The 23,725-nt window shown below is 74.3% G+C and carries 23 protein-coding genes; 12 read left to right on the top strand and 11 right to left on the bottom strand.

Features of this window, described 5'->3' with window-relative positions; translation table 11 throughout:
• Positions 1-13: 13 nt before the first annotated feature.
• The 3 genes from LG324_RS07640 to LG324_RS07630 form a co-directional block, all read right to left on the bottom strand.
• Entirely contained in the window at positions 14-931 is a 918-nt protein-coding gene (locus LG324_RS07640) for a PfkB family carbohydrate kinase (protein WP_404352805.1), read from the bottom strand.
• A 28-nt stretch (positions 932-959) separates the two neighbouring features.
• On the bottom strand, positions 960-1,820 hold the full coding sequence (locus LG324_RS07635; RefSeq protein WP_030527694.1) for a tryptophan 2,3-dioxygenase: 861 nt from the start codon (positions 1,818-1,820) through the stop codon (positions 960-962).
• A gap of 306 nt (positions 1,821-2,126) precedes the next feature.
• Positions 2,127-3,155, bottom strand: a complete 1,029-nt coding sequence (locus LG324_RS07630) for a hypothetical protein (RefSeq protein ID WP_404352804.1) — start codon at positions 3,153-3,155, stop codon at positions 2,127-2,129.
• An 81-nt stretch (positions 3,156-3,236) separates the two neighbouring features.
• Between LG324_RS07630 and LG324_RS07625 the strand changes: the two genes are divergently transcribed.
• Genes LG324_RS07625 through LG324_RS07615 form a run of 3 tightly spaced genes read left to right on the top strand, consistent with a single transcriptional unit; the run spans position 3,237 to position 6,558 of the window.
• Positions 3,237-4,187 (top strand): 1-phosphofructokinase family hexose kinase, encoded by a 951-nt coding sequence (locus tag LG324_RS07625; protein ID WP_404352802.1) that lies wholly within the window; start codon positions 3,237-3,239, stop codon positions 4,185-4,187.
• Complete coding sequence (locus LG324_RS07620; protein WP_404352800.1) at positions 4,184-5,191, top strand: LacI family DNA-binding transcriptional regulator; 1,008 nt, start codon at positions 4,184-4,186, stop codon at positions 5,189-5,191. Before LG324_RS07625 ends, LG324_RS07620 begins: the two co-directional genes overlap by 4 nt.
• Positions 5,188-6,558 carry an L-fuculokinase gene (locus LG324_RS07615; RefSeq protein ID WP_404352799.1) on the top strand — a complete coding sequence of 457 codons (1,371 nt, stop codon included), beginning with the start codon at positions 5,188-5,190 and terminating at the stop codon, positions 6,556-6,558. The genes LG324_RS07620 and LG324_RS07615 overlap by 4 nt, the downstream gene beginning before the upstream one ends.
• A gap of 38 nt (positions 6,559-6,596) precedes the next feature.
• Here the strand turns inward: LG324_RS07615 and LG324_RS07610 are convergent, their stop codons facing one another.
• Positions 6,597-7,094 (bottom strand): GDYXXLXY domain-containing protein, encoded by a 498-nt coding sequence (locus LG324_RS07610; protein WP_404352798.1) that lies wholly within the window; start codon positions 7,092-7,094, stop codon positions 6,597-6,599.
• Positions 7,091-8,356: a DUF2157 domain-containing protein gene (locus tag LG324_RS07605; protein WP_404352796.1), complete on the bottom strand. Its 1,266-nt coding sequence runs from the start codon at positions 8,354-8,356 to the stop codon at positions 7,091-7,093. Before LG324_RS07605 ends, LG324_RS07610 begins: the two co-directional genes overlap by 4 nt.
• Before the next feature lie 554 nt (positions 8,357-8,910).
• Between LG324_RS07605 and LG324_RS07600 the strand changes: the two genes are divergently transcribed.
• Entirely contained in the window at positions 8,911-10,257 is a 1,347-nt protein-coding gene (locus LG324_RS07600) for an IS256 family transposase (RefSeq protein ID WP_404349120.1), read from the top strand.
• 67 nt (positions 10,258-10,324) lie between these two features.
• Here the strand turns inward: LG324_RS07600 and LG324_RS07595 are convergent, their stop codons facing one another.
• A complete protein-coding gene (locus tag LG324_RS07595; RefSeq protein WP_404352795.1) occupies positions 10,325-11,338 on the bottom strand; it encodes an EamA family transporter in 1,014 nt (337 codons plus the stop codon).
• A gap of 39 nt (positions 11,339-11,377) precedes the next feature.
• Between LG324_RS07595 and LG324_RS07590 the strand changes: the two genes are divergently transcribed.
• Together LG324_RS07590 and LG324_RS07585 are read left to right on the top strand one after the other, a co-directional pair.
• Complete coding sequence (locus LG324_RS07590; protein WP_404352794.1) at positions 11,378-11,863, top strand: MarR family winged helix-turn-helix transcriptional regulator; 486 nt, start codon at positions 11,378-11,380, stop codon at positions 11,861-11,863.
• Positions 11,864-11,955: 92 nt separating this feature from the next.
• Positions 11,956-13,752 (top strand): acetyl/propionyl/methylcrotonyl-CoA carboxylase subunit alpha, encoded by a 1,797-nt coding sequence (locus LG324_RS07585; protein ID WP_404352793.1) that lies wholly within the window; start codon positions 11,956-11,958, stop codon positions 13,750-13,752.
• Positions 13,753-13,867: 115 nt separating this feature from the next.
• Here the strand turns inward: LG324_RS07585 and LG324_RS07580 are convergent, their stop codons facing one another.
• The 3 genes from LG324_RS07580 to LG324_RS07570 all read right to left on the bottom strand — a co-directional run bounded on the left by LG324_RS07580 (position 13,868) and on the right by LG324_RS07570 (position 15,916).
• The gene (locus tag LG324_RS07580) at positions 13,868-14,089 is read right to left on the bottom strand and encodes a hypothetical protein (protein WP_030527704.1); all 222 of its coding nucleotides are present in this window, start codon (positions 14,087-14,089) and stop codon (positions 13,868-13,870) included.
• Positions 14,090-14,099: 10 nt separating this feature from the next.
• On the bottom strand, positions 14,100-14,411 hold the full coding sequence (locus LG324_RS07575; RefSeq protein WP_051750364.1) for an antitoxin: 312 nt from the start codon (positions 14,409-14,411) through the stop codon (positions 14,100-14,102).
• 104 nt (positions 14,412-14,515) lie between these two features.
• Positions 14,516-15,916: an NAD(P)H-quinone dehydrogenase gene (locus LG324_RS07570; protein WP_404352792.1), complete on the bottom strand. Its 1,401-nt coding sequence runs from the start codon at positions 15,914-15,916 to the stop codon at positions 14,516-14,518.
• Between the two features lie 149 nt (positions 15,917-16,065).
• Between LG324_RS07570 and LG324_RS07565 the strand changes: the two genes are divergently transcribed.
• From LG324_RS07565 to LG324_RS07550, 4 genes are read left to right on the top strand one after another with little or no spacing between them, the layout of a single operon-like run.
• Positions 16,066-17,208, top strand: coding sequence for an ABC transporter substrate-binding protein (locus LG324_RS07565; protein WP_404352790.1), 1,143 nt, complete (start codon positions 16,066-16,068; stop codon positions 17,206-17,208).
• Positions 17,201-18,094 (top strand): ABC transporter permease, encoded by an 894-nt coding sequence (locus LG324_RS07560; RefSeq protein ID WP_404352789.1) that lies wholly within the window; start codon positions 17,201-17,203, stop codon positions 18,092-18,094. Before LG324_RS07565 ends, LG324_RS07560 begins: the two co-directional genes overlap by 8 nt.
• Positions 18,091-18,945, top strand: a complete 855-nt coding sequence (locus LG324_RS07555; protein WP_404352788.1) for an ABC transporter permease — start codon at positions 18,091-18,093, stop codon at positions 18,943-18,945. Before LG324_RS07560 ends, LG324_RS07555 begins: the two co-directional genes overlap by 4 nt.
• Entirely contained in the window at positions 18,942-20,018 is a 1,077-nt protein-coding gene (locus LG324_RS07550; RefSeq protein ID WP_030527710.1) for an ABC transporter ATP-binding protein, read from the top strand. Before LG324_RS07555 ends, LG324_RS07550 begins: the two co-directional genes overlap by 4 nt.
• A 95-nt stretch (positions 20,019-20,113) precedes the next feature.
• Here LG324_RS07550 and LG324_RS07545 read toward each other — a convergent pair whose 3' ends face one another.
• Complete coding sequence (locus tag LG324_RS07545) at positions 20,114-20,602, bottom strand: DUF2306 domain-containing protein (protein WP_030527711.1); 489 nt, start codon at positions 20,600-20,602, stop codon at positions 20,114-20,116.
• A gap of 2 nt (positions 20,603-20,604) precedes the next feature.
• A complete protein-coding gene (locus LG324_RS07540; RefSeq protein WP_030527712.1) occupies positions 20,605-21,018 on the bottom strand; it encodes a MarR family winged helix-turn-helix transcriptional regulator in 414 nt (137 codons plus the stop codon).
• 148 nt (positions 21,019-21,166) lie between these two features.
• On the opposite strand from LG324_RS07540, the gene LG324_RS07535 reads away from it, so the two are divergent.
• Together LG324_RS07535 and LG324_RS07530 are read left to right on the top strand one after the other, a co-directional pair.
• Complete coding sequence (locus LG324_RS07535; protein WP_404352786.1) at positions 21,167-22,006, top strand: purine-nucleoside phosphorylase; 840 nt, start codon at positions 21,167-21,169, stop codon at positions 22,004-22,006.
• Between the two features lie 11 nt (positions 22,007-22,017).
• Positions 22,018-23,691 (top strand): phospho-sugar mutase, encoded by a 1,674-nt coding sequence (locus tag LG324_RS07530; RefSeq protein WP_404352785.1) that lies wholly within the window; start codon positions 22,018-22,020, stop codon positions 23,689-23,691.
• Positions 23,692-23,725: the final 34 nt, after the last annotated feature.

Raw genomic sequence — 23,725 nt, 5'->3', positions numbered from 1 at the left:
CCGGTGCTCCGGCTCAGCCCGCCAGGAAGGCGTCGACCTCGGCGCGCGTCGGGGCGGTGTCCGGGCCGCGCCTCGTGACCTTGAGGGCGGCCGCCGCGTTGGCACGCACGGCCGCGTCGACCCACGGGAGCCCGGCCGCGCGCTCGGCGAGCAGCACCCCGGTGTGGGTGTCGCCGGCGCCGTTGGTGTCGACCGGTCGCTGCGGGTGGCCCGGCAGCACGTCGACGCGCCCGTCCGCCCGCACGAGGCATCCGCGCGGGCCGTCACGGACGACGGTGACGGCGTCCGGCCGCAGGATGCCGGCCACGACCTGCGCCGCCTCCTGCAGGCCGCGCAGACCCGCGAGCGCCTCCGACTCCTCGGCGTTGCCCGTCCACACGGTCGTGCGCGCCAGCAGCGCGTCGCGGACGGCGGGGGGCACCTCGGCGAAGGCGGCGCCCGGGTCGAGGACGACCTGCACCCCGCCGTCGAGCGTGCCCAGCCACTCCATCAGCGGCTCGCGCGTGCGCCCGACGAGCGAGTAGCCGCTGACGCACACGAAGTCGCCCGCGACGGGGGCGCTCGTCGCCAGGGAGGCGACCGTGATCTCGCGCTCGGCGCCCTGGGTCGTCACGAAGCTGCGCTCCGCGCTCGGCTCGACGAGGACGATGCAGACCCCCGTGTCCGAACCCTCGACCGGCGGGGCCGCCGCCTCCACGCCGTCCGCGGCGAGCGAGGCCCGCACGAGGTCGCCGTTCGGGCCGGTCCCGATCGCGCCGGCGTGGACGGCGCGCGCCCCCGAGCGGGCCGCCGCGAGCAGGATGGTCACGGCGCCCCCGGCGTAGCGCCGGTAGGAGCTGGCCATGACGTTGCCGCCGCCCCGCGGGAGGGACGGCACCTCCATCACGGCGTCGACGAGGGCCTGCGCGGTGTGGATGACCCGGGGCGGCATGCCTCGACCCTAGTGAGACGCTCGCGGGTCAGCCGACCTGTGTGCGCACCTCGTAGAGCTCGGGAAAGAACGTGAGGTCGAGCGCGCGGCGCAGGAAGTCGACGCCGCTCGATCCGCCCGTCCCGACCTTGTGACCGATGGTGCGCGTGACGACCTGGAGGTGGCGGAAGCGCCACTGCTGGAACAGGTCCTCGATGTCGACGAGCTCCTCGCAGGTCTCGTAGACGCCCCAGTGCTCGTCCGGGGCGGCGTACACCTCCGCGACGACGGCGACGAGGTCCGGGTCGAGCCGGTAGGGCGCGCGGACGTCACGGTGCAGGACCGCCTCCGGGACGGCGTACCCGCGGCGCGCGAGGAGGCGCAGGAACTCGTCGTAGAGCGTCGGCTCGGCGAGGAGCTCCCCGAGCAGGACGCTCGCCCGGGCGTCGTGCTCGAAGACGCGGAGCATGTCGGCGTTCTTGTTGCCGAGGAGGAACTCCACCGCCCGGTACTGGTCGCTCTGGAAGCCCGAGCTCGTCGCGAGGAACGGGCGGATCTGCGCGTACTCGCTCGGCGTGAGGGTCGCGAGCACGTCCCACATCTCCACGAGCTGGCGCTGCACGTGCTTGACCCGCGCGAGCCGCTTGAGCGCCGGGGCGAGCTCGTCGGCGGCGAGCAGCGTTCGCGCGGAACGCAGCTCGTGCAGCAGGAGCTTGAGCCACAGCTCCGAGACCTGGTGCTGCACGATGAAGAGCAGCTCGTCGTGCTGGGGCGGCTCGCTGCGGGGGTGCTGCGCCGACAGCAGCGTGTCGAGGTCGAGGTAGGCGCCGTACGACATCGCGGTGCCGAAGTCCCGCGAGATGCCCTCCTCGAGTGCTCGCTGGGCCCGGTCGACCGCGTCGTCGCTCATGGCCGCCATCGTGCCACCGCGCGCCGCCGTCCCGCCGCAGCCCCGACCCGCCCGAACCGGACCACGAAAAGCCCGCACGTGCGGGGTTGTCGATGCCCGCACGCCTCCCGCACAACGAAAAGCCCGCACGTGCGGGGTTGTCGCGCCCGAGTTCCGTGGCGGACCACGGAAAGCCCGCACGTGCGGGGTTGTCGATGCCCGCACGCCTCCCGGACCACGAAAACCCCGCACGTGCGGGGTTGTCGCGCCCGAGTTCCGTGGCGGACCACGAAAAGCCCGCACGTGCGGGGATGTCGCCCCGGGTGCTCAGCCCGTGACGGCGCCGCGGTACCACTCCGGCCCGACGAGCGCCGCGACCTCGGCCGGGTCGACCGGCGTGAATGCCGGCGCACCCCGACCCTCCAGCACCTCGGCGAGCTCGTCGAGGCGCCGGGCGGCGAGGTCGGCCCCCGCGGCGCGCGCCGTCGCGTCCATCCGGCCGACCGCGTCGCCCCAGATCGCGCGCCCGGCCATGAAGCCGCTGCAGCCGTGGTCGGCGGCGACGTCGAGCTGGGTGCGGAACCCCTCGTACGTCACGCCCGCCGAGAGCAGGACCCACGGCCCGGAGACCGCGTCGTCGAGGGCGGCACAGGCCTCGTGCGCGGCGCCGAGGTCGTCGAGGTCGAGGACGGGGAACTCGACCTTCATGATGTCCGCGCCGGCCTCCCGGAAGGAGCGGGCCGAGGCCAGGACGCTGCTGCGGCGCACGCGCTGCACCGCGGGGTCGGCGGTGTCCTCGTCGCCCGTCGGGAACCACAGCGGCTCGACGACGAGCGGCATCTGCAGGGCCCGGCACTGCGCCGCGGCGTCGGCGACGACGGCGTGCTGCTGCTCGACGACCTCGGCGGGCTGGTCCGCGCGGTGGAAGACGACGAGCTTCGCCGCGTCGGCCCCGAGCGTCGCGAGCACCTGCGGCCCCCACCCCTCTTTGAGGTGCAGCCCGGTGTCGAAGCCGACCGCGCTGTCCGGCCGGTAGTAGAGGTCCTCGATGCCGCTGATGACGCCGACGTCACCGGGCACGACGCCGGCGGCGACGGACTGGCCGAAGCTCCACACCGGGTCGACGAGCACCGAGGTCGCGTGCCGCGAGAGCACGCGCAGCATGTCGAGCTTGGACTCCACGACCTCCTCGAACGAGACGGCGTCGAGGTCGGCGTCGAAGAGACGCAGGTAGTTCTCGGGGTGGTCGATGGCCATCGTGCGGATGTGGCCGGCGGCGTCGCAGATGCGCGCGAGGCGGCGGTGCAGGCCGATGGTCGAGGGGGTCGGGACGCGAGGCGTTGACAGCGCTGTCATGCCGCCCTACGGTACGCGGAGCGAGGCGGTCCGACAAGACCTCGCGCGCCCCGACACCGCCGTCGCCCCGGAAGGACCTCCGTGCTCGTCGTCACCCCCAACACGTGTCTCGACGTCACCACGTGGCTCGGCGCGCTGACCCCGGGCACGGTCTCGCGGGCCTCGCGCACCGTCACGGTGGCCGGCGGCAAGGGGGTCAACGTCTGCCGCACCCTGCGCGTGCTCGGCCGCGAGCACCGCCTCCTCGGCCTCGCCCCACGCGACGACGACCGGCTGCCGACCCTCCTGGCCGCCGAGGGCTGCGCCTTCGTCCCGGTCCCCCACGACGGGCAGGGGCGGCTCTCGCTGATCTTCCTCGAGGACGACGGACGCGCCACCGTCGTCAACGGCCTCGGCCCCGACCCCGCCGCGTGGGACCGCGACGCGCTGCTGCCCGCCGTCGAGGCGGCGCTCGACGACGCACCCGCCGTCGCCTGCTCCGGGTCCCTCCCACCGGGACTGCCCGACGACACCTACGGCCGGGTCGTCGAGCTGGCCCACGCCCGCGGGCTCGAGGCCTTCGTCGACGGCTCCCCCGCCGTCCTCGGCGCCGCGCTCGCACTCGAGCCGGACCTCGTGAGCCCCAACCTCGATGAGGCAGAGGCCCTCCTGGACGGTCGCGCCGACGAGGCGGTCGAGGAGACGGGCGACGACCTCGTCGACCGGTGTGTCACCGCGGCCCGCGACCTGCACGGGCGGGGCGCGCGACGGGCGGTCGTCACCGCGGGCTCGCACGGCGCCGCCCTCGCCACGTCGGCCGGAGCGTGGTGGCTCGGAGCGGCCCGCGTGCCGGTCGCCAACCCCATCGGCGCCGGCGACTCCTTCCTCGCCGGGACGGCCGACGCGCTCCTGTCCGGCGCCCCCGACGCCGAGGCCGTCCGCCGCGGGATGGCCGTGGCGGCCGCCGCCGTGCAGCACCCGTCCGGCGGGATGCTCGACGCGGCCCTCGTCGCCCCGGCGCTGGCCGCGCTGCCCGAGGCGGTGCCCGCGTGAGCCGGCCCACGATCTACGACGTCGCCCGCGAGTCGGGGGTCTCCATCAAGACCGTCTCGCGCGTCATCAACGACGCCCCCAACGTCCGCCCGGCCACGCTCGCCCGGGTGCGCACCGCGATCGACCTCCTCGGCTACCAGCCCGACCCGGCCGCGCAGCGGCTCGGCGGCGGGCGCCTGCCCACGGTCGGCGTCGTCGTCGACTCCATCGCCGACCCCTTCTTCGCCCAGCTCGCGGCGGTCGTCGAGTCACGCGCCGCGGCCGTCGGGATGGACGTGCTCATCGCCTCGACCGGCCTCGACGAGGAGCGGCTGCGCTCGCAGGTCGAGCGGCTCTCGCGGCGCGGTGTGGCGGGGCTCGTCGTCGCCCCCTTCGGTAACCCGGCGACCATCGCCGCGGCCCTGCCGTCCGACGTGCCGGTGGTCGTCGTCGACCGTCCCTGCGGCACGGTCGGCACCGACGCCGTCCGCGTCACGGACGAAGCGGGCGCGTTCGAAGCCGTCCGGCACCTCCTCGACCACGGGCATCGTCGCATCGGGTTCGTTGGTCGCACAGGCCAGTTCGTCACCCTCGCCGACCGCTACCGCGGTTACGAGCGGGCGCTGCAGGAAGCCGGTCTCGAGGTCGACCCCACCCTCGTCGAGACACGGGCGTGGACGACCGAGGAGGCCCTGCCGCTCGTGACGCACCTGCTCACCCGCACCGACGCCCCGACCGCCCTCCTCGCCGCGACCCCGATGACCGGGCTCGCCGTCCTCACGGCGCAGCAGCGCCTCGCCCGCCGGGACGTCGCGCTCGTCGTCTTCGGCGACCTCCCGGGAGCAGAGCTGATGACACCACCCACGACCGTCGTCGACCAGCAGCCGACCGCTTTGGCCGAGACCGCGTTCGACCTCCTCCAGCGACGGCTGCGCGAGCCGTCCGCCGAGCCGCTCGACACCGTGCTGCCGACCCGGCTCGTGCCGCGCGGCTCGGGCGAGCTGCGACCGCGGGGTGCGGCATGAGCACCGTCGACCTCGGCATCGACCTCGGCACGACGATGACCAAGGTGGCCGCCGTCGACGAGGCCGGCGTGGTCGTCGGCGACGCCGCTGTCGCCACCGCCTGGAGCGAGCCCGGCGACGGCCGGTCCGAGCGCACGCCGGAGTCGGTCGTCGAGGCGGTCGAGCACCTGCTCGACGAGGTCGTGGCCGCCCTGCCCGCCGGCACGGGCGTGCGATCCGTCGGCATCACCTCGATGGCGGAAGCAGGGACGCTGCTCGACGCCGACGGGGCCGCGCGCTCCCCCGTCATGGCGTGGCACGACCCGCGCGGCGACGAGCAGGCAGCCGTCCTGCCTGCGGACCTCGCCCGGGCCTTCCCGGAGCGCACCGGGCTGCCCGTCGGCCACGTCGCGACGCTCTTCAAGCTCCTCTGGCTGCGCGACGAGGGCCTGGACCTGCGCGGCCTGCAGTGGCTCGGCGCACCCGAGCTCGTCGTGCACCGGCTCGGGGGCCGACGCGTCGCCGAGCGCTCGCTGCTCGGGCGGACCGGGTTCTTCGACGTCCACACCGGCGGATGGTGGGGCCCGGGCCTCGACCTGCTCGGGGTCGACGGCTCGCTCGTGCCCGACGCGGTCGCGGCCGGCGAGCCGGTCGGCACCGTGCGCGCGGACCATCCGGTCGTCCCCCTGCGCGGCGCGGTCCTCACGATGGCCGGCCACGACCACGCGGTGGCAGCGGCCGCGACGGGTTGCGGCACACCAGGATCGGCCCTCGACAGCTTCGGCACGGCCGAGGCCTGGCTCGCGGCGTCCGACCACGTCCCCGAGCCGGCGGTCGTCGGCCGTCTGTCGCACGAGGGCATCTCCGTGTACCCGCACGTCGTGCGCGGCAGCACGGCCCTCATCGGCGGGACCCGGACCGGGCTCGTGCTCAAACGGGTCCAGCGCATCCTCGGAGCCACCGAGGACCCCGCGCGTTCGGAGCTCGACGCCGCCGCGCTCCTGCTGGCACCGGGTGACTCGGCGGACGTCCGCGTCACGGGCTTCGGGATGGAGGACCGGGAGGTCGTCGTGCACCTCGGGTCCGACCACCACACCCCGGCCCACGTCTGGCGGGCCGCCCTCGACGGCGGCACGGCGCGCGGGCGGGCCGTCCTCGCGACCCTCGAGCGGGCCGGCGTGCCCGTCGAGCGCATCGTCGTCGCCGGCGGATGGGCCCGGTTGCGGTCCGTCGTCGCGGCGCGCGGCGACCTCGCGCCGCTCGTCGAGGTCGGCGACGTCGAGCAACCCGGCACCTGGGGCGCCGCGCGGTTCGGGGCCTGGGCCGCGACCGGCGGCGCGTCGGGCGACCCGGACCCGCGGCCGCCGGCGGACTGGTTCGCGCACTAGGGGCGCTGCCGCCGTGCGGCGGTGGCGCGGCTCGGGTGTCAGGGGTCGATGGAGACGTCGACGAGCGCCGCGTGGCCTCGTGCGTCGACGCGCACCGTCGCGACGGCGCGGCCCGCGCGGACCGCCTCCGCGAGCGCCGCGGCCCGGTCCTGCGGCAGGAACCAGCTCTCGATGCCGCACCGCAGGCGCCATCCTGCGTCGTCGCACCGGAGGAAGGGCCCGTCCTCGGGGGCCGAGCGGCGGACCGGCCCGCCGACCCACACCTGGCCCGAGCGGGTCAGGGGGACGAAGGCCGTGCCCCGAGCCTCGGGCGGCTCGGCGTCGGACCGGTCGCCGGTCGCGGCACTGTCCGGGAGGTCGGGGTAGGTGAGGTCGACGTAGGCGCCACGGAAGGGGTCATAGGGGTCGACCGGCGCGACCCGCAGGCGCACCTCGTCACCGGTGAGCCGGGCGGACAGCGGAGCCCAGACCGCGACGCCGACGAGCAGGAGCTGGGCGAGGGTGGCGGCGACGACGCGTCCCGTACGGCCGGTCACGAGCGCGCCTCCCGGCCCTCGGCGACGAGGCGTCGGCGCCCCCGGTCGGCGACGATGCCGGTGCCGAGGAGGACGACGCCGACGGCGAGGAAGAGCACGGCCCCGGAGAGCACCGGCGCGAACACCGCGAAGGCCTGGACGGTCGTGAAGAGGACGAGCGCGGCGGTGGCCACCCAGGTGAGCCGCTCGGAGTCGCGCATCCCGCCGAGGACGGCGTAGCCGCTCGTCACGGCGAGGTAGACGAGGACCGCGACGACCGCCCGAGCCCAGTCGGACGGTGTCGGGTCCGCCACGCCACCGAGTCCGGCCGACGCCCGCCACAGCCCGAGGACGACGACGCCGACGAGGGTGGCCGCCGCGAGCGCGATCTCGGTGCGGCCGAGGCGGTCGGCCCGCAGGGTCGCGGCGAGGGCGACGGCCGCGGCGACGCCGAGCGCGATGACGAAGACGGCGCCGGTCCGCTCACCGCCGTCGTCGACCGGGAGCGCGGCGACGAAGAGGCTGCCCAGGGCGAGCGCGGCTCCGAGCTCGCGCCACGGGACGCCCAGCGCCCGCCCGTCGCGCAGCGGGCCGTCGAGGCGCAGGTGGAGGACCCCGACGGCGACCGCGCCCAGCGCGGCGGCCGCGACGGTGAGGGTCACCCCGAGGACGGTGCGGCCCGCGTCGGCGGCGCTCCACACCGTCCAGATGCTGCCGAGCACGACGCCGAGGACGACCGGCCCGACGCCGACGACGGCGTAGCCGTAGAGCAGCACCCCGGCGGCCCACAGCCCGACGAGGCCCGGCCGGTCGGCGGGGACCTGGAGGCTCTGGGCGGCCTGGAAGACGACCGCCCCGAAGGCGGCCGCGGCGAGCAGCCGGACGGCGCCGACGACCGGGGAGGCGACGTCGCCGAGGTGCTCACGTCGTCGCTGGAGGACGTCCGCTGCGACGACGAGCCCGAGCCAGACGAGCGCCACGAGGAGGACGCGGACGAGCGGCGGGACCGCGTCGAGGTTGGCCGCGACGGTCCACACGAGGCCGATGCCGACGAAGGCCGCCCCGAGGGTGAGCACGATCCGCGCGAGGGTGAGGCGGCGGTGGGCGACGTAGCGGGCGCGCAGGCGGTCGGCGGTGGGTGCGTCGACGAGGCCCTCGGACTGCCAGGCGGTGACCTGGGTGTCGAGCCACGCCAGCTGGCCCGGCGTGGCCGGGTGGCGGAGGGTGGGGGCGCCGTCCGGGTCCGGGTGGGTCTCCGCTGCGGTGCTGGGGGGCGAGGTCATCGCGGTGCTCCTCGAGGAGAGCGGGCCCGGGTCCGGGTTCACCGCCAGTGTCCCGCGCCCCTCCCGGCGGGGCCATGGGCACTCGTGCTCAGACCGTGTCTCGTCGGCCACGTCGACCGGACCGGGTGGCCACGGGCCGCGCGGAGGCCGACCGCACCCGGGACCCCGACGCCCGTCCCACGAATCCTGGGTGTCACTCGTGTCGCCGACCGACGGACAACCCCGTGCTCCGATCTCCATGCGCACCGGAAGGGAAACCTTGCGGAGCGGAAGGGAAACCTTGCGGAGCGGAAGGGAAACCTTGCGGAGCGGAAGGGAAACCTTGCGGAGCGGAAGGGAAACCTTGCCGGGCGCAGGCACCGGGGCGGCGGGCCCGGCAGGTGGTTGCCGGTGGAAGGGAAACCTTCCGCGGCGCATGGAGGCTGGGAGAACACCTGTCCCGGGCCGGTTCTCAGGTCGGCGGGCCCGCGCACCCGGGGGCCATCGCACCTCGAGGAGGTGTCAGATCGTCTGTGTAAGGGGTCGGTCCGTCTGAAAGGAAGACGATGGATCCCATGACCGATGAGCAGGGCCCGGCCGCGTCGGCGGCTACGGGGAGGGACGTGGCGGCTGAGCTGGCCGCCTCGGGTGCCTTGGATGAGCTGTTCGCGCGGATCGATGCCGGCCAGGTCCAGATGACCGGCACCGACGGGTTGATCCCGGGACTGATCAAGGCCGCGCTCGAGCGAGGCCTGCAGGCCGAGCTCAGCGATCACCTCGGCTACGACAGGGGCGCCCCGGAGGCGTCGATGTTCGACAACTCCCGCAACGGGTCGACACCCAAGACGCTGGCGACCCAGGTCGGGCCGGTCGATCTGGACACCCCGCGGGATCGGCAGGGCACGTTCACCCCGCAGCTGGTCCCCAAGGGCGCGCGCCGCCTGGACGGCCTCGACGCGATGATCGTCAGCCTCTACGCCGGCGGGATGACGTTGCGCGACATCGCCCACCACCTGCACGCCACGGTCGGCACCGAGCTGTCGTACGAGACGATCAGCAAGATCGTCGACGAGATCGGCGAGGAGGTCCTGGCCTGGCAGCGGCGCCCGCTGGAGGCGCTGTACCCGGTGATCTACCTGGACGCGATCGTGGTCAAGGTCCGCGACGGCGGACACGTGGTCAACAAGGCCGCCCACCTCGCCGTCGGGGTCGACATGGACGGGGTCAAGCACGTCCTGGGGATCTGGGTGCAAACCACCGAGGGCGCCAAGTTCTGGGCGTCGGTGTGCGCCGACCTGGCCAACCGCGGCATCCGTGACGTGCTCATCGTCTGCTGCGACGGGCTCACCGGGCTGCCCGAGGCGATCGAGGCCACGTGGAGCGCCGCGACCGTGCAAACCTGCGTGGTGCACCTGATCCGGGCCTCGATGCGGTTCGTCGGCTACGGCGACCGCAAGGCCGTCGCGGCCGCGCTGCGACCGATCTACGCCGCCGCCGACGTCGCGGCCGCCCAGGCAGCGCTGGAGGCGTTCGAGGACCTCTGGGGCGGGAAGTACCCGCACGCGGTCTCCACCTGGCGCGCGGCCTGGGAACGGTTCACCCCGTTCCTCGCCTTCCCGCCCGAGCTGCGCCGGGTCATCTACACCACCAACGCGATCGAGTCCCTGAACTACCAGCTGCGCAAGATCATCAAGAACCGCGGCCACTTCCCCAACGACACCGCCGTCGTCAAGCTGCTCTGGCTGGCGATCTGCACCATCGAGGACAAACGCGCCCGAGAACGCGAGAAGGAACGCGGCCGACCCGCCGACCAACGCAAAGCCCCCGGCCGGCTCGTCGAAGGCCAGATCGTCACCAACTGGAAGAAGGCCCTCGCCCAACTCGCGATCGCCTACCCCGACCGGATCAACCCCCACCTCTGACCATGCCCCTTACACAGACACATTGACAGGCTCCACCTCGAGCCGAGGTGATTCCCCCTCCACGCCCCTACGAGCGGCAGGCCGCGGGCTCGGACGGCTCGCGGACCGCGTCGGGCGCCCCTTCGCGCTCCGGCGTCCGGCCGTCGGAGCGCGAGCCGCGCGGCCCGCCCACCCCGACCCGGTGGCCCCGCATACGCTGCGCCCACCCCGCGGCCGCGGCACGCACCGGCGCCTGGGCCACCAGCACCCCACCGAGGACGACGAGCATCGCCCCGAGCTGCACCCACCCGAAGCCCTCGCCCAGCAGGACCACCCCGAGCACCGTCCCGACGACCGGGTTGAGCAGCCCCACCACCGCGACGGCGCCGGCGTCCATCCGGGTCAGCCCGCGGAACCACACGACGTACCCGACCACCGACCCGACGAGCCCGAGCCACAGCAGCGCCAGCACCGCCGCCCCGTCCAGCGCCGGCGGCGCCCCCTCGACCACCAGCGCCACCGGCACGAGCACCAGCCCACCGGCCACCAGCTGCCACGCCGTCGTCGCGAGCACCGCGTCGCGCGGCGTCCAGCGCCGCACGAGCACGAACCCCACCGACGCCGACACGACGGCCCCGACCGACGCCGCCACCCCGACCGGGTCGACGGACCCCGACGCCCCGCCCCCCGCGGAGACCAGCACGACCACTCCCCCGATGCCCGCCACCGCCGCCAGCACCGCGACCCACGGCTGGCGCTCCCCGAGCACCAGCCACGCCACACCCATGACCACCAACGGGGACACCGCGGTCAGCGTCGACGCCAACCCGCTCGGCAGACGGTAGGCCGCGACGTACACGAGCCCGAAGAAGACCGCGTGGTTGAGCGTCCCCAGCACCGCCGCCCGACCCCACCACTCACCGCGCGGCCGCCGCCGCACCCAGAGCAGCAGGAGCACCCCCGCTGGGAGGATGCGCATGACCGCGGCGAAGAGCGGGCGACCCGGCGGCAGCCAGAGCTGCGTCACCGCGTACGTCGACCCCCACACCACCGGAGCGACCGCCGTCACGAGCACCGTCCGCATCCCCGCTGTGTCTTCCATGGAAGAGACATTACCTTCCGCGGAAGATATTGTCGAGGGATGGACCACGTCGCCACCGTCCACGCGCAATGGCGCACCGAGCGCCCCGACCTCGACACCACCCCGCTCCTCGTCATCGGACGCATCCACCGCATCGCGGCCGCCCTCACCCCCGAGCTGACCGCCGTCTACGCCGAGTTCGGCCTCGGCGAGGGCGAGTTCGACGTCCTCGCCACGCTCCGCCGCCAGGGCGAGCCCTACACCCTCTCCCCCGGCGAGCTCGCCGAGCGGACGATGGTCACCTCCGGCGCCGTGAGCAAGCGCCTCGACCGACTGCAGGCACGCGGCCTCGTCGAGCGACGGGCCGACGCCACCGACGGCCGCGCCCGCACCGTCGTCCTCACCCCGGCGGGCCGCACCCTCATCGACGACGCGATGGCCGCCCACGTGGCCAACGAGGCCCGGCTGCTCGAGGCCCTCGGCGCCCGCGACCGCGACACCCTCGCCCGCCTGCTGGCGCGCCTCGCGGAGTCCCTCGGCGCCTGAGCAGAGCCCGCGCCGAGCACCCCGACCACGTGTGAGGGAGACCTCGCCGCGCCCCCGGGTGGGCGGCGCACGGGACCGATAGAGTCCGAGACATGCCGATCAGCAAGGTCCTCATCGCGAACCGGGGCGAGATCGCGGTGCGCATCGCCCGTGCCTGCAAGGACTCCGGGGTCGCGTCCGTCGCGGTCTACGCCGAGCCCGACCGGGACGCCCTCCACGTCAAGGTCGCCGACGAGGCCCACGCCCTCGGCGGCTCCACCCCCGGCGACTCCTACCTCCTGCAGGACAAGCTCATCGAGGTCGCGCAGCAGGCCGGCGCCGACGCCGTCCACCCCGGCTACGGCTTCCTCGCCGAGAACGCCGACTTCGCGCAGAAGGTCATCGACGCCGGCCTGACCTGGATCGGCCCCGGCCCCGAGGCCATCGACTCGCTCGGCGACAAGGTCAAGGCGCGGCACATCGCCCTCGCCGCCGATGCCCCGCTCGTCCCCGGCACCAAGGACCCGGTCGAGGGCCCCGACGAGGTCGTCGCCTTCGCGCAGGAGCACGGCCTCCCCGTCGCCATCAAGGCGGCGTACGGCGGTGGCGGCCGCGGCCTCAAGGTCGCCCGCACCATCGAGGAGATCCCCGAGCTGTTCGACTCCGCGGTGCGCGAGGCGGTCACCGCCTTCGGCCGCGGTGAGTGCTTCGTCGAGCGCTTTCTCGACCACCCCCGCCACGTCGAGACCCAGTGCCTCGCCGACCAGCACGGCAACGTCGTCGTCGTCTCGACGCGCGACTGCTCCCTCCAGCGCCGCAACCAGAAGCTCGTCGAGGAGGCGCCGGCCCCGTTCCTCACCGAGGAGCAGCACACCGAGCTCCTCCGCGCGAGCAAGGAGATCCTCCGCAGGGCCGGCTACGTCGGCGCCGGCACCTGCGAGTTCCTCGTCGGGCCGCAGGGCGACATCAGCTTCCTCGAGGTCAACACCCGCCTCCAGGTCGAGCACCCCGTGTCCGAGGAGGTCACCGGCATCGACCTCGTCCGCGAGCAGCTGCGCATCGCGAACGGCGAGTCCCTCGACTACCCCGACCCGGAGCCGCACGCGCACTCCATCGAGTTCCGCATCAACGGCGAGGACGCCGGCCGGAACTTCCTCCCCGCCCCCGGGACCGTGTCGCGGATGGTCGTGCCGCAGGGGCCGGGCGTGCGCTGGGACGCCGGCATCGTCGAGGGCGACACCGTCGCCGGCGCGTTCGACTCGATGATCGCCAAGCTCGTCGTCACCGGCCGCACCCGGCAGCAGGCGCTCGAGCGCTCCCGTCGCGCGCTCGCCGAGCTCGTCGTCGAGGGAATGCCGACCGTCGTCCCCTTCCACCGCAAGGTCGTCGCCGACCCGGCCTTCGCCCCGGCCGACCCCGACGAGAAGTTCACCGTCCACACGCGCTGGATCGAGACCGAGTTCGACAACGACATCGAGCCGTACTCGGGCCCGGTCGGTGACGCCGCCGAGGCGCAGGAGCGCCAGACGGTCGTCGTCGAGGTCGGCGGCAGGCGGCTCGAGGTCTCGGTCCCCGGAGGCCTGTCGTTCGGCGGCGGTGGCGGCGCCGCGCACGGCGCGAAGAAGAAGGCCCCCCGGCGCTCCGGCGGCGGGTCCGGCGGCGCCGCGGCGTCCGGCGACTCCCTCACCGCCCCGATGCAGGGCACCATCGTCAAGGTCTCCGTCGAGGAGGGCGCGACCGTCGCCGCCGGCGACCAGGTCGTCGTCCTCGAGGCGATGAAGATGGAGCAGCCGATCACCGCGCACAAGGCCGGTGTCGTCACCGGCCTCAAGGCCGAGGTCGGTGGGACGGTCGCCAACGGTGCGGTCATCTGCGACATCAAGGACGCCGAGGCGCCCGCCGACGCCTGACCGCCTCCCAGCGGGATGACTCCAACCGGTCGACCCCGTCGAGTGAACAGAACACGCCGTCCGAGCGCTGGCTCGGACGGCGTGTTCTGTTCACTCGACGGGTGTGGTGGAGCTGCTACCCCAGGTCACGGCGGGGCTGGGGGTCGTCACCGGTCCCCGGCGAGGGGTTGGGCGCGACCGGCGCCGGGTCCGCGGGGTCGTGCGGGTGCCACGGCTCGACGGGGTCGGGGTCGAGGGTGTCCGGCGCGTCGGGGTCGACCGGGTCCGGGGCCTCGGGTGCCGCGGGCAGGTCCTCGTCGGGCAGGTCGGGCACGTCGGGGCCGGGCTCGGCGCTCATCCCGCCCGCCTCAGTGGGTCGGACCGGACGACGGCGGGGGCGGCGGGGGCACCTGACCGCCACCGGAGGGCGGCGGGGGCGGGGGCACCTGACCGCCACCGGAGGTCGGCCCACCGGACCCGCCGTGCGGCGGCAGCCCGAGCCCCTTGCGCAAAGCGTCGCTGCCCTTGTCGACCTTCGCCGAGTGCGTCGGCCCGGCCTTGGACCGCACGAAGCCCTCCACCTTGCCGATGGCCTCGTCGGCCTTCTGCGGGTTGTTGCGGGCGTAGTCCTTGACCTTCGTGACGGCAGCGATGAGCGCCGCGGCGCGACCCTTGGCCATGTTGTCCTCCTCGGGGATGGGGTGTCTGAAGGGACAACCCATCCTGCCCGAGCAAGGTTCCCGGCGGGCCGGGCGCGACGCAGCAGCGACGGCGTCGCCGCAGGTCAGGCGATGGGGTGCAGCCGGCGCGCGGCCTCGGCGAGCGAGCCGGACAGCGACGGGTACACCGTGAAGGTCGACGCGACCTGGTCGACGTTGAGGCGGTGCTGCACGGCGAGCGTCACCGGGAAGATCAGCTCGGAGGCGCGCGGCGCGACGACGACGCCGCCGACGACCGCCCCCGAGCCCTTCTGCGCGAAGAGCTTGACGAAGCCGTCGGTGATGCCGAGCATCTTCGCGCGCGGGTTGCGCGACAGCGGCAGCATGAGGACCTCGGCGTCGACACGCTCCTCGTCGACGTCCTTCTGCGAGATGCCGACCGTGGCGATCTCGGGGTCGGTGAAGATGTTCGCCGACACCACACCGAGGTTGAGCGGTGCGACGGCGTCCCCGAGGGCGTGCGCGATCGCGATGCGCCCCTGCATCGCCGCGACGGACGCCAGCGGCAGCACGCCGGTGCAGTCCCCGGCCGCGTAGACGCCGCGGACGGACGTGCGCGAGACGCGGTCGACGACGACGTGGCCCGAGGGCGCGAGCTCGACCCCGACCTCCTCGAGGCCGATGCCCCGCGTCGACGGCACCGACCCGACCGCCAGCAGCGCGTGAGTCCCGGTGACCTCCCGGCCGTCCTCGAGGCGCACCAGCACGCCGTCGTCGGTGCGCTCGACGGCGGCCATCCGCGAGCGACCGAGCACCTCCATCCCGCGCTTGCGGAACACCTCCTCGATGACCGAGGCGGCGTCGGGGTCCTCGCCCGGCAGGACGCGGTCGCGCGAGGAGACGAGGACGACCTCGGACCCGAGGCCGAGGTAGGCCTGCGCGAGCTCGGCGCCGGTGACGCCGGACCCGACGACGACGAGGCGCTGCGGCAGCTCGGGCAGGTCGTAGATCTGCTGCCAGGTGAGGATGCGCTCGCCGTCGGGCACGGCGGTGTCCATCACGCGGGGCGAGGCGCCGGTGGCGACGAGGACGACGTCGGCGTCGATCTGCTCGTCGTCGACGCGGACGGTGCTCGGCGACACGAGCGACCCGGTGCCCTCGACGACGCGGACGCCGACCTCGAGGAGGCGGGCGCGGATGTCGTCGCTCTGCGCCCGGGCCAGGCGCACGACCCGGCGGTTGACCTCGGGCAGGTCGGCGATCGCGTCGGAGACCTCGTCGCCCTCCTGGTCCTCGAGGTGGACCCCGAGGTCCGCGGCGGTCTCGAAGTCGCTCATGTAGTCGGCGGTCGAGATGAGCGCCTTGCTCGGCACGCAGTCGGTGAGCACCGCGGCGCCCCCGATGCCGGTGCGCTCGACGACGGTGACCTCGGCGCCGACGTGGGCGGCCACGAGGGCGGCCTCGTAGCCACCCGGCCCCCCGCCGAGGATGACGACTCTGCTCGACCGCGCGTTCACGGCCCCCATCCAACCACTCCGGCGCAGGTCACGATCCGGGCACCCGGGTGACGAAGTGGCAAAGGTCCCTTTCCGAACCACTACCTGTGCCCCTAGGGTGCGAGCGGGACCCCCGCCGGTCCCCGGCCCCCGCCGTCCCCCGTTGTTGGAGGTCTTCCATGTCCCGTCCCCTCGGCCGTCGCGCGGGTGCGCTCGCCGCCGCCGGACTCACCGCCCTCGCCCTGGCCGCCTGCTCGCCGCCCTCGGAGGACGGCTCCGGCGACACCGCGTCCTCGGGCGGCTCCTCCGCCGCCACGGCCACCTCGGCCGCCGACCTCGGCGGGATGGACGGCCTCGTCGCCGCCGCCAAGAAGGAGGGCGCGCTCAACGTCATCGCGCTGCCGCCGGACTGGGCCAACTACGGCGAGGTCATCAAGGCCTTCCAGGCGAAGTACCCGGACATCAAGATCACGAGCGACCAGCCCGACGCGAGCAGCGCCGACGAGATCGCGACGGCCAAGCGCCTCAAGGGCCAGTCCGGCGCCCCCGACGTCTTCGACCTCGGTGCGGCCGTCGCCCTCGCGAACACCGACATGTACGCCAAGTACAAGGTCGCGACGTTCGACGACATCCCGGCCGACTTCAAGGACGCCGACGGCACGTGGGTCAACGACTACGGCGGCTACATGAGCATCGGCTACGACTCGGCCAAGGTCCCCGCCCCGACGAGCGTCCAGGACCTCCTCGGCGCCGACTTCAAGGGCAAGGTCGCGCTCAACGGCAACCCGACCGAGGCCGGCGCCGCGTTCGCGGGCGTGCAGATGGTCTCGATCGCCGAGGGCGGCAGCGCCGGCGACCTCACCAAGGGCGTCGACTTCTTCAAGCAGCTCAAGGCCGCCGGCAACTTCCTGCCGGTCGACCCGACCCCCGCCACCGTCGAGTCCGGCCAGACGCCGGTCGTCATCGACTGGGACTACCTCAACGCCTCGCTGAGCGCCAAGGTCCCGACGTGGAAGGTGTTCGTGCCCAAGGAGGCCGTCGTCGCCGGTTACTACTACCAGGCGATCAACGCCGACGCGCCGCACCCGGCCGCCGCGCGCCTGTGGCAGGAGTTCCTCTACAGCGACGAGGGCCAGAACCTCTGGCTCAAGGGCGGCGCCCGACCGGTCCGCTTCGACGCGATGAAGACCGCCGGCACGCTCGACGCCGACGCGGCCGCCACGCTGCCGGCCGTCGAGGGCACCCCGGTCGTCCCGACCCAGGCCGACTCCGACAGCGGCAAGAAGTACCTCGCCGACAACTGGGCCAACGCGGTTGGCTGACACGACGATCGCCCGCCCCGCGGGGGCGCTGCGACGGCTGCGGCCGTCCGGCGCCCTCGCGGGGGTCGTGCCGTTCTTCGCCTACACGACCGTCTTCCTGCTGATCCCGACGCTCGTCGTGGTCATCGGCGCCTTCCTCGACGCCGACAACCGGCCCACGCTCGGCAACGTCTCGGCGCTCACGCAGCCGGCGGTCGTCCGGGGGCTCGTGCAGTCGGTCGTCCTGTCGGCCGTCACCGCGCTCGGGGGTGCAGTCATCGGGGGCGTCCTCGCGTACGCGGTGAGCACCGCGCGGCCGGGGTCGGTGACGCAGCGGTTCTTCACCTCGCTGTGCGGCGTTCTCGCCCAGTTCGGCGGTGTCGCACTGGCGTTCGCGTTCATCGCGTCGTTCAGCGCGCAGGGCCTGCTCAGCGTCCTGCTCTCGAAGGTCGGGATGTCGACCGGCGGCGGCCTGTGGCTCTACGAGTGGGACCGCGGGCTGATGCTCGTCTACCTCTACTTCCAGATCCCGCTCATGCTCATCGTCTTCCTGCCCGCGGTGGAGGGGCTGCGGCCGCAGTGGCGCGAGGCGACCGAGACCCTCGGCGGCACCACGTGGACGTACTGGCGCCGCGTCGCCGGGCCGATCCTCCTGCCGTCGTTCGTCGGCGCCACGCTGCTGCTGTTCACGAACGCGTTCTCGGCGTACTCGACAGCGAAGGCGCTCGTCCCGCAGGCGAACCCGCTGCTCCCGCTGCAGATCGGCAGCTCGCTGTCGTCCGAGGTCATCCTCGGCCAGGAGAACATCGGCAAGGCGATGGCCCTCGAGATGGTCGTCGTCGTCGCGGTCGTCATGGCCCTGTACGCGTGGCTCGACAAGCGCGCCGGCCGCTGGATGACGCGATGAGCGGGCGGTCGACGTTCCGTCACCGCCAGCGGGTCTTCCGCTGGGTGACCCTCACCTTGCTGCTCGCGTTCTTCGGCCTGCCGCTGCTCGGCATGCTCGAGTTCACGCTCCAGGGCCCCGGCGGGAACGGCCGGACGCTCGACACCTGGCGCACCCTGGCCGACGTCTCGCAGATCTCGCTCGAGTACCCGGCGCTCAAGGAGGGCTTCCTCGCGTCCGTCGGGCTGGCGGTCGTCACGCCGCTCGTCATGCTCGTGCTCCTCGTCCCGACGATGACGTGGGTGCGGCTGCGGCTGCCCGGCCTGTCGCGCACCGTCGAGTTCGTCTGCCTCCTGCCGCTCACGGTGCCCGCCATCGTCCTCGTCGTCGGCCTGACCCCGGTGTACGCGTGGGTGTACTACCTCGTCGGCTCCTCGACGATGTGGCTCGCGCTCGCCTACGTCGTGCTCGTCCTCCCGTACGCGTACCGCTCGCTCGACGCGGGGCTGCGCGCCATCGACGTCCGCACGCTGTCGGAGGCCGCGCGCTCGCTCGGGGCGTCGTGGTTCACCGTCATGTGGCGGGTCGTCATGCCGAACCTGCGCACCGCCGTGCTGTCGGCCTCGTTCCTCTCGGTCGCGCTCGTCCTCGGCGAGTTCACCATCGCCAGCCTGTTCAGCAAGAAGAACCTCCAGGTCGCGATGTACGAGCTCGGCAAGTCCGACGCGAAGATCTCCGTCGCCGTCGGTCTCGCCGCCCTCGTCTTCGGCTTCGTCGTGCTCTTCGCCATGTCCTTCGTCGGCACCCGCCCGGCCGGCGCCGGGCGCATCGCCCGCCTGCGTCGTCCCCGTCCCGCCAAGGAGACCCCGTGACCGCCGCCCCCGACACCGCGACGACCCGCGGCACCGCCGTCCAGCTGACCGACCTGCGCCGCGTCTACGGCGGGGTCTCGGCCCTCGACGGGCTGACCCTGCACCTCGAGCCCGGCGAGCTGGTGTGCCTGCTCGGCCCGTCCGGCTGCGGCAAGACGACGGCGCTGCGCTGCCTCGCGGGCCTCGAGGACCCCGACAGCGGCACCATCGAGGTCGGCGGCCGCGACGTCACGCGCATCCCGACGAACAAGCGCGACATGGGGATGGTCTTCCAGGCCTACAGCCTCTTCCCGCACATGACGGCGCGGCAGAACGTCGAGTTCGGCCTCGAGCTGCGCGGCCGGGACAAGGCCTCGCGGCGGGCCCGCGCGGGCGAGATGCTCGACCTCGTCGGCCTCCAGCAGCACGCCGACAAGTACGCCCACCAGATGTCCGGCGGGCAGCAGCAGCGTGTCGCGCTGGCCCGGGCGCTGGCCATCGAGCCGCAGGTGCTGCTGCTCGACGAGCCGCTGTCGGCCCTCGACGCCAAGGTGCGCACGCAGCTGCGCGACGAGATCCGGCGCATCCAGCTCGAGGTCGGCACGACGACGCTCTTCGTCACGCACGACCAGGAGGAGGCGCTCGCGGTCGCCGACCGGGTCGGCGTCATGTCCACCGGCCGGCTCGAGCAGCTCGCGCCGCCGGCGGAGCTCTACTCCGCGCCGCGCACGCCGTTCGTCGCCGACTTCGTCGGGCTGACCAACCGGCTGCGGGCGCGCGTCGAGGGCGGTCGGGCGCACGTGCTCGGCGGCAGCATCCCGGTCCTGCCGGGCTCGGCCGAGGGCGACGCCGTCGTGCTCGTGCGCCCCGAGGGCGTCACCGTCTCCCCCGGGGGCGACGGTTCCGGCGAGGGCGGGGCGAGTGTCGTCAGCGCGAGCTTCCTCGGCGGGCACGGGCGCGTCATCGTCCGCACGCCGGCCGGCGAGCTCGTGACGGTCCAGGTGCCCAACACCGACGTCACGCGCTACCGGCCGGGCGACCACGTCGTCCTCGCCCCGCGCGGTGACGCCGCGCTGGCCGTCGCCGCCGACTGACGCCCCCAGCCCCGGGCGAGCGCGGGCTACACCGCAGTAACTGCCGCCCCAGCGACCGTTACTGCGGTGTAGCCCGAGCCGCGGGTGGCCACGGATCAGCCGGGGACGACGACCGCGGAGCTGCGACGGGCGAGGCGGTCCCCGGCGGCGACGACCGCCACGACCGTGACCGCGAGGACGACGAGCGCGGCGGCCGCGCCGAGCGGCTCGTCGACGGCGAACGTCGGGATCATCCGGGTCGGCAGCGCGAGCGCGAAGACCATCGCGATCGCCGAGCCGAGCCAGCTGCCGACCATGTTCGCCCGATGCGCCCGCAGGTCGCCGCGGCGGATGCCGACGACGCCGAGCGACACGGTCACGAGCGTCACGAGGCTGAGGACGTGCAGCCAGCTGAACGCGCCGTCGCGCAGGTGACGGATCCAGAACGAGGACACCGCCGTCCAGAGCATGAGGACGACCCAGACCCGCCCGAGGTGACGGTGGCGGGCGTCGCCCTTGCGGCGGGCGAGCTGCACGACACCGAGCGACACCGAGAGGAGCGCGGCGGCGACGTGGGAGGTGATGAGGAGGGTCCAGGCGTGCACGGTCAGTCCTTCCGGAGGGCGGTGACGAGGGTGGTGACGGTGTGCAGGAGGTCGACCGGGTCGGCGCCCACCGCGCGGACGGCGTCGTCGAAGCGGTCACCGAGCACCTCGGTGGCGGCCGCGAGGCGGGTGACGCCCTCGGCGGTCACCGCCAGCTCGCGCCGGTTGCCGTGGCCGCGACCGACATCGAGCAGGCCGTCCGCCGCGAGGCCGGCGACCATCCGGCTCGTCGCGGCCTCGCTCGCGCCGAGTCCGTCGGCGAGCTCGCGCTGGGTGGGCCGGTCGAGCCGAGAGGCGTGGAGCAGGACGAGGTAGCGCCGGTAGGTCAGGCCGCTGCCCGAGCGCGCGAGGAGGGTCTCGGCGCGGCGGTCCATGAGGGCGACGAGGACGTGGAGCTCGTGGGCGAGGGAGGCCATGCACGCAGACTTGCACATGCAACTTGCATCCGCAAGTCCTAACGCGCGCCCGGTGCGCGCTACACCGCAGTACGTGCTGCCCCAGCGACCGTTACTGCGGTGTAGCCCGGCACTGGGGCGGTCCGCGCGGCGTCGCTAGGCTGCCGCCGTGACCGACACCGCCGCCGCCCACGACCTGTCCGACCCCTCGACCGACCCGTTCGCGGTCGCCGAGGCCGCCGCCGCCGTCATCCGCGAGCGCACGGGGGTCGAGCGCCACGACGTCGCCCTCGTCCTCGGCAGCGGCTGGGGCCAGGCGGGCGACCTCGTCGGCGAGACCGTGACGACGATCGAGAACACCGACGTCCCCGGCTTCGGCAAGGTCGCGGTCGCCGGGCACAGCGGCTCGATGCGCTCGGTGGCCATCGGCGACACCGGCCGGCGCGCGCTCGTCTACGGCACCCGCACCCACTTCTACGAGGGCCGCGGCGTGCGTGCCGTCGTCCACGGCGTGCGCGCCGCGGCGGCCGCCGGCTGCACGACCATCGTCATCACGAACGGCTGCGGCGGCCTGCGCCCCGAGTGGGCGCCCGGCACCCCCGTACTCATCAGCGACCACATCAACCTCACCGCGCACTCCCCCATCGAGGGCGCGAACTTCGTCGACCTCACCGACCTCTACAGCCCCCGGCTGCGTGCGGTCGCGCAGGAGGTCGACCCGACCCTCGACGAGGGCGTCTACGTCCAGTTCCGCGGCCCGCACTACGAGACCCCGGCCGAGGTGCGGATGGCCAAGGTCCTCGGCGGTGACCTCGTCGGGATGTCCACCTCGCTCGAGGCGATCGCCGCCCGGCAGAGCGGCCTCGAGGTGCTGGGCGTCTCGCTCGTGACGAACGCCGCGGCCGGCATCTCGCCGAACCCGCTCAGCCACGAGGAGGTCCTCGAGGCCGGACAGGCCGCGGCCGAGCGCTGCGGACGACTCCTCGCCGACGTCGTCGGCCGCATCTGAGGATCGCCCCCGTGAGCGCCCCCACCGACCTCGACGCCCTGACCGCCGCCGCCCGCGCTTGGGCGGCCGACGACCCCGACCCCGCGACGCGCGCCGAGCTGGAGGGCCTCGCCGACCGCGCCGGCACCGACGACGCCGCCCGCGAGGAGCTCGCCGACGCGATGTCGGGGATGCTCGAGTTCGGCACCGCCGGCCTGCGCGGGAAGCTCGGCGGCGGCCCGAACCGGATGAACCGCGCCGTCGTCATCCGGGCCGCGGCCGGGCTCACCGCGTACCTGCGCACCGTCACCGACGAGCCGTTCGTCGTCGTCGGCTACGACGCGCGCACCAACTCCGACGTCTTCGCCCACGACACCTGCGCCGTCGTCACCGGGATGGGCGGCCGCGCCGTCGTCCTCCCCCGGCCGCTGCCGACCCCGGTGCTGGCGTACGCGATCCGCCACCTCGGCGCCGACGCCGGCGTGATGGTCACCGCCTCGCACAACCCGCCGCAGGACAACGGCTACAAGGTCTACGTCGGCGACGGCTCGCAGATCGTCCCGCCGGTCGACGGGCTCATCGCCGCCGAGATCGACCGCATCGCGTCGGTCGCGTCCGTGCCGCGGGCCGACGACGGCTGGGACACGCTCGGCGACGACGTGCTCGAGGCCTACCTCGACGACGTCGTGACGGTCGTCTCGCCCGAGGCCCCGCGCGAGCTGACCGTCGTCCACACCGCGCTGCACGGCGTCGGCTCCGAGACGGTGCGACGCGCCTTCCTCGCCGCGGGCTTCGCCGAGCCGCTGCCCGTCCCCTCGCAGGCCGAGCCGGACCCGATGTTCCCGACGGTCTCGTTCCCCAACCCGGAGGAGCCGGGGGCGATGGACGCCGCCCTCGAGCTCGCCGAGCAGACCGGCCCCGACCTCGTCGTGGCCAACGACCCCGACGCAGACCGCTGCGCCGTCGCGGTGCCCGGCCCGGGTGGCTGGCGGATGCTGCGCGGCGACGAGGTCGGCGCGCTGCTCGGCTCGTACGCGCTCGAGCGGGGCGTCGCCCAGGACTCCCCCGAGGCCGTGTTCGCCAACTCGATCGTCTCCTCGCGCCTGCTCGCGGCGATGTGCCGGGCCGCCGGCGTGCGCCACGAGGAGACCCTGACCGGCTTCAAGTGGATCGGTCGCGTGCCCGGGCTGCGCTACGGCTACGAGGAGGCGCTCGGCTACTGCGTCGACCCCGGCCACGTCCGCGACAAGGACGGCGTGTCGGCCGCGCTGCTCGTCGCCGAGCTCGCGGCGACGCTCAAGCAGCAGGGCCGCACCCTCGTCGACCGCCTCGACGACCTCGCCCGCGCGCACGGCGTGCACGCCACCGACTCGTTCTCCGTGCGCGTCGAGGACCTCTCGCTCATCGGCCGGATCATGGAGCGGCTGCGCGCCCAGCCGCCGACGACGGTGGCCGGTGTCGACGTCGCCCGCGCCGACGACCTCGCGCGCGGGGACGGCGGCCTCCCGCCGACCGAGGGCCTGCGCTACCACCTGGCGGACGACTCGCGCATCATCGTGCGGCCCTCCGGCACCGAGCCGAAGCTCAAGGTGTACCTCGAGGTCGTCGAGCCGGTCACCGGCGACGACCTGCGCGGCGCCCGCGAGCGCGCGGCCGACCGGCTCGCGGCGGTCCGCGCCGACCTCGAGGCCGCGACCGCCCTCTGACCTCGGCGGCCGCAGCACCCTGATGGCTGCAGCA

Origin of the sequence: Phycicoccus jejuensis, assembly GCF_044797865.1 — a bacterium.
In the GTDB taxonomy this organism is placed as follows: Bacteria; Actinomycetota; Actinomycetes; order Actinomycetales; family Dermatophilaceae; genus Phycicoccus; species Phycicoccus jejuensis.
This window is presented reverse-complemented; position numbering and strand designations above follow the sequence as displayed.

What these genes read in the sequence shown, in the direction of transcription:
- LG324_RS07640 (WP_404352805.1), bottom strand. Translation starts at nt 931, where the DNA reads ATGCCGCCCCGGGTCATCCACACCGCGCAGGCCCTCGTCGACGCCGTG.
- LG324_RS07635 (WP_030527694.1), bottom strand. Translation starts at nt 1,820, where the DNA reads ATGAGCGACGACGCGGTCGACCGGGCCCAGCGAGCACTCGAGGAGGGC.
- LG324_RS07630 (WP_404352804.1), bottom strand. Translation starts at nt 3,155, where the DNA reads ATGACAGCGCTGTCAACGCCTCGCGTCCCGACCCCCTCGACCATCGGC.
- LG324_RS07615 (WP_404352799.1), top strand. Translation starts at nt 5,188, where the DNA reads ATGAGCACCGTCGACCTCGGCATCGACCTCGGCACGACGATGACCAAG.
- LG324_RS07605 (WP_404352796.1), bottom strand. Translation starts at nt 8,356, where the DNA reads ATGACCTCGCCCCCCAGCACCGCAGCGGAGACCCACCCGGACCCGGAC.
- LG324_RS07600 (WP_404349120.1), top strand. Translation starts at nt 8,911, where the DNA reads ATGACCGATGAGCAGGGCCCGGCCGCGTCGGCGGCTACGGGGAGGGAC.
- LG324_RS07595 (WP_404352795.1), bottom strand. Translation starts at nt 11,338, where the DNA reads ATGGAAGACACAGCGGGGATGCGGACGGTGCTCGTGACGGCGGTCGCT.
- LG324_RS07590 (WP_404352794.1), top strand. Translation starts at nt 11,378, where the DNA reads ATGGACCACGTCGCCACCGTCCACGCGCAATGGCGCACCGAGCGCCCC.
- LG324_RS07585 (WP_404352793.1), top strand. Translation starts at nt 11,956, where the DNA reads ATGCCGATCAGCAAGGTCCTCATCGCGAACCGGGGCGAGATCGCGGTG.
- LG324_RS07580 (WP_030527704.1), bottom strand. Translation starts at nt 14,089, where the DNA reads ATGAGCGCCGAGCCCGGCCCCGACGTGCCCGACCTGCCCGACGAGGAC.
- LG324_RS07575 (WP_051750364.1), bottom strand. Translation starts at nt 14,411, where the DNA reads ATGGCCAAGGGTCGCGCCGCGGCGCTCATCGCTGCCGTCACGAAGGTC.
- LG324_RS07570 (WP_404352792.1), bottom strand. Translation starts at nt 15,916, where the DNA reads ATGGGGGCCGTGAACGCGCGGTCGAGCAGAGTCGTCATCCTCGGCGGG.
- LG324_RS07565 (WP_404352790.1), top strand. Translation starts at nt 16,066, where the DNA reads ATGTCCCGTCCCCTCGGCCGTCGCGCGGGTGCGCTCGCCGCCGCCGGA.
- LG324_RS07555 (WP_404352788.1), top strand. Translation starts at nt 18,091, where the DNA reads ATGAGCGGGCGGTCGACGTTCCGTCACCGCCAGCGGGTCTTCCGCTGG.
- LG324_RS07540 (WP_030527712.1), bottom strand. Translation starts at nt 21,018, where the DNA reads ATGGCCTCCCTCGCCCACGAGCTCCACGTCCTCGTCGCCCTCATGGAC.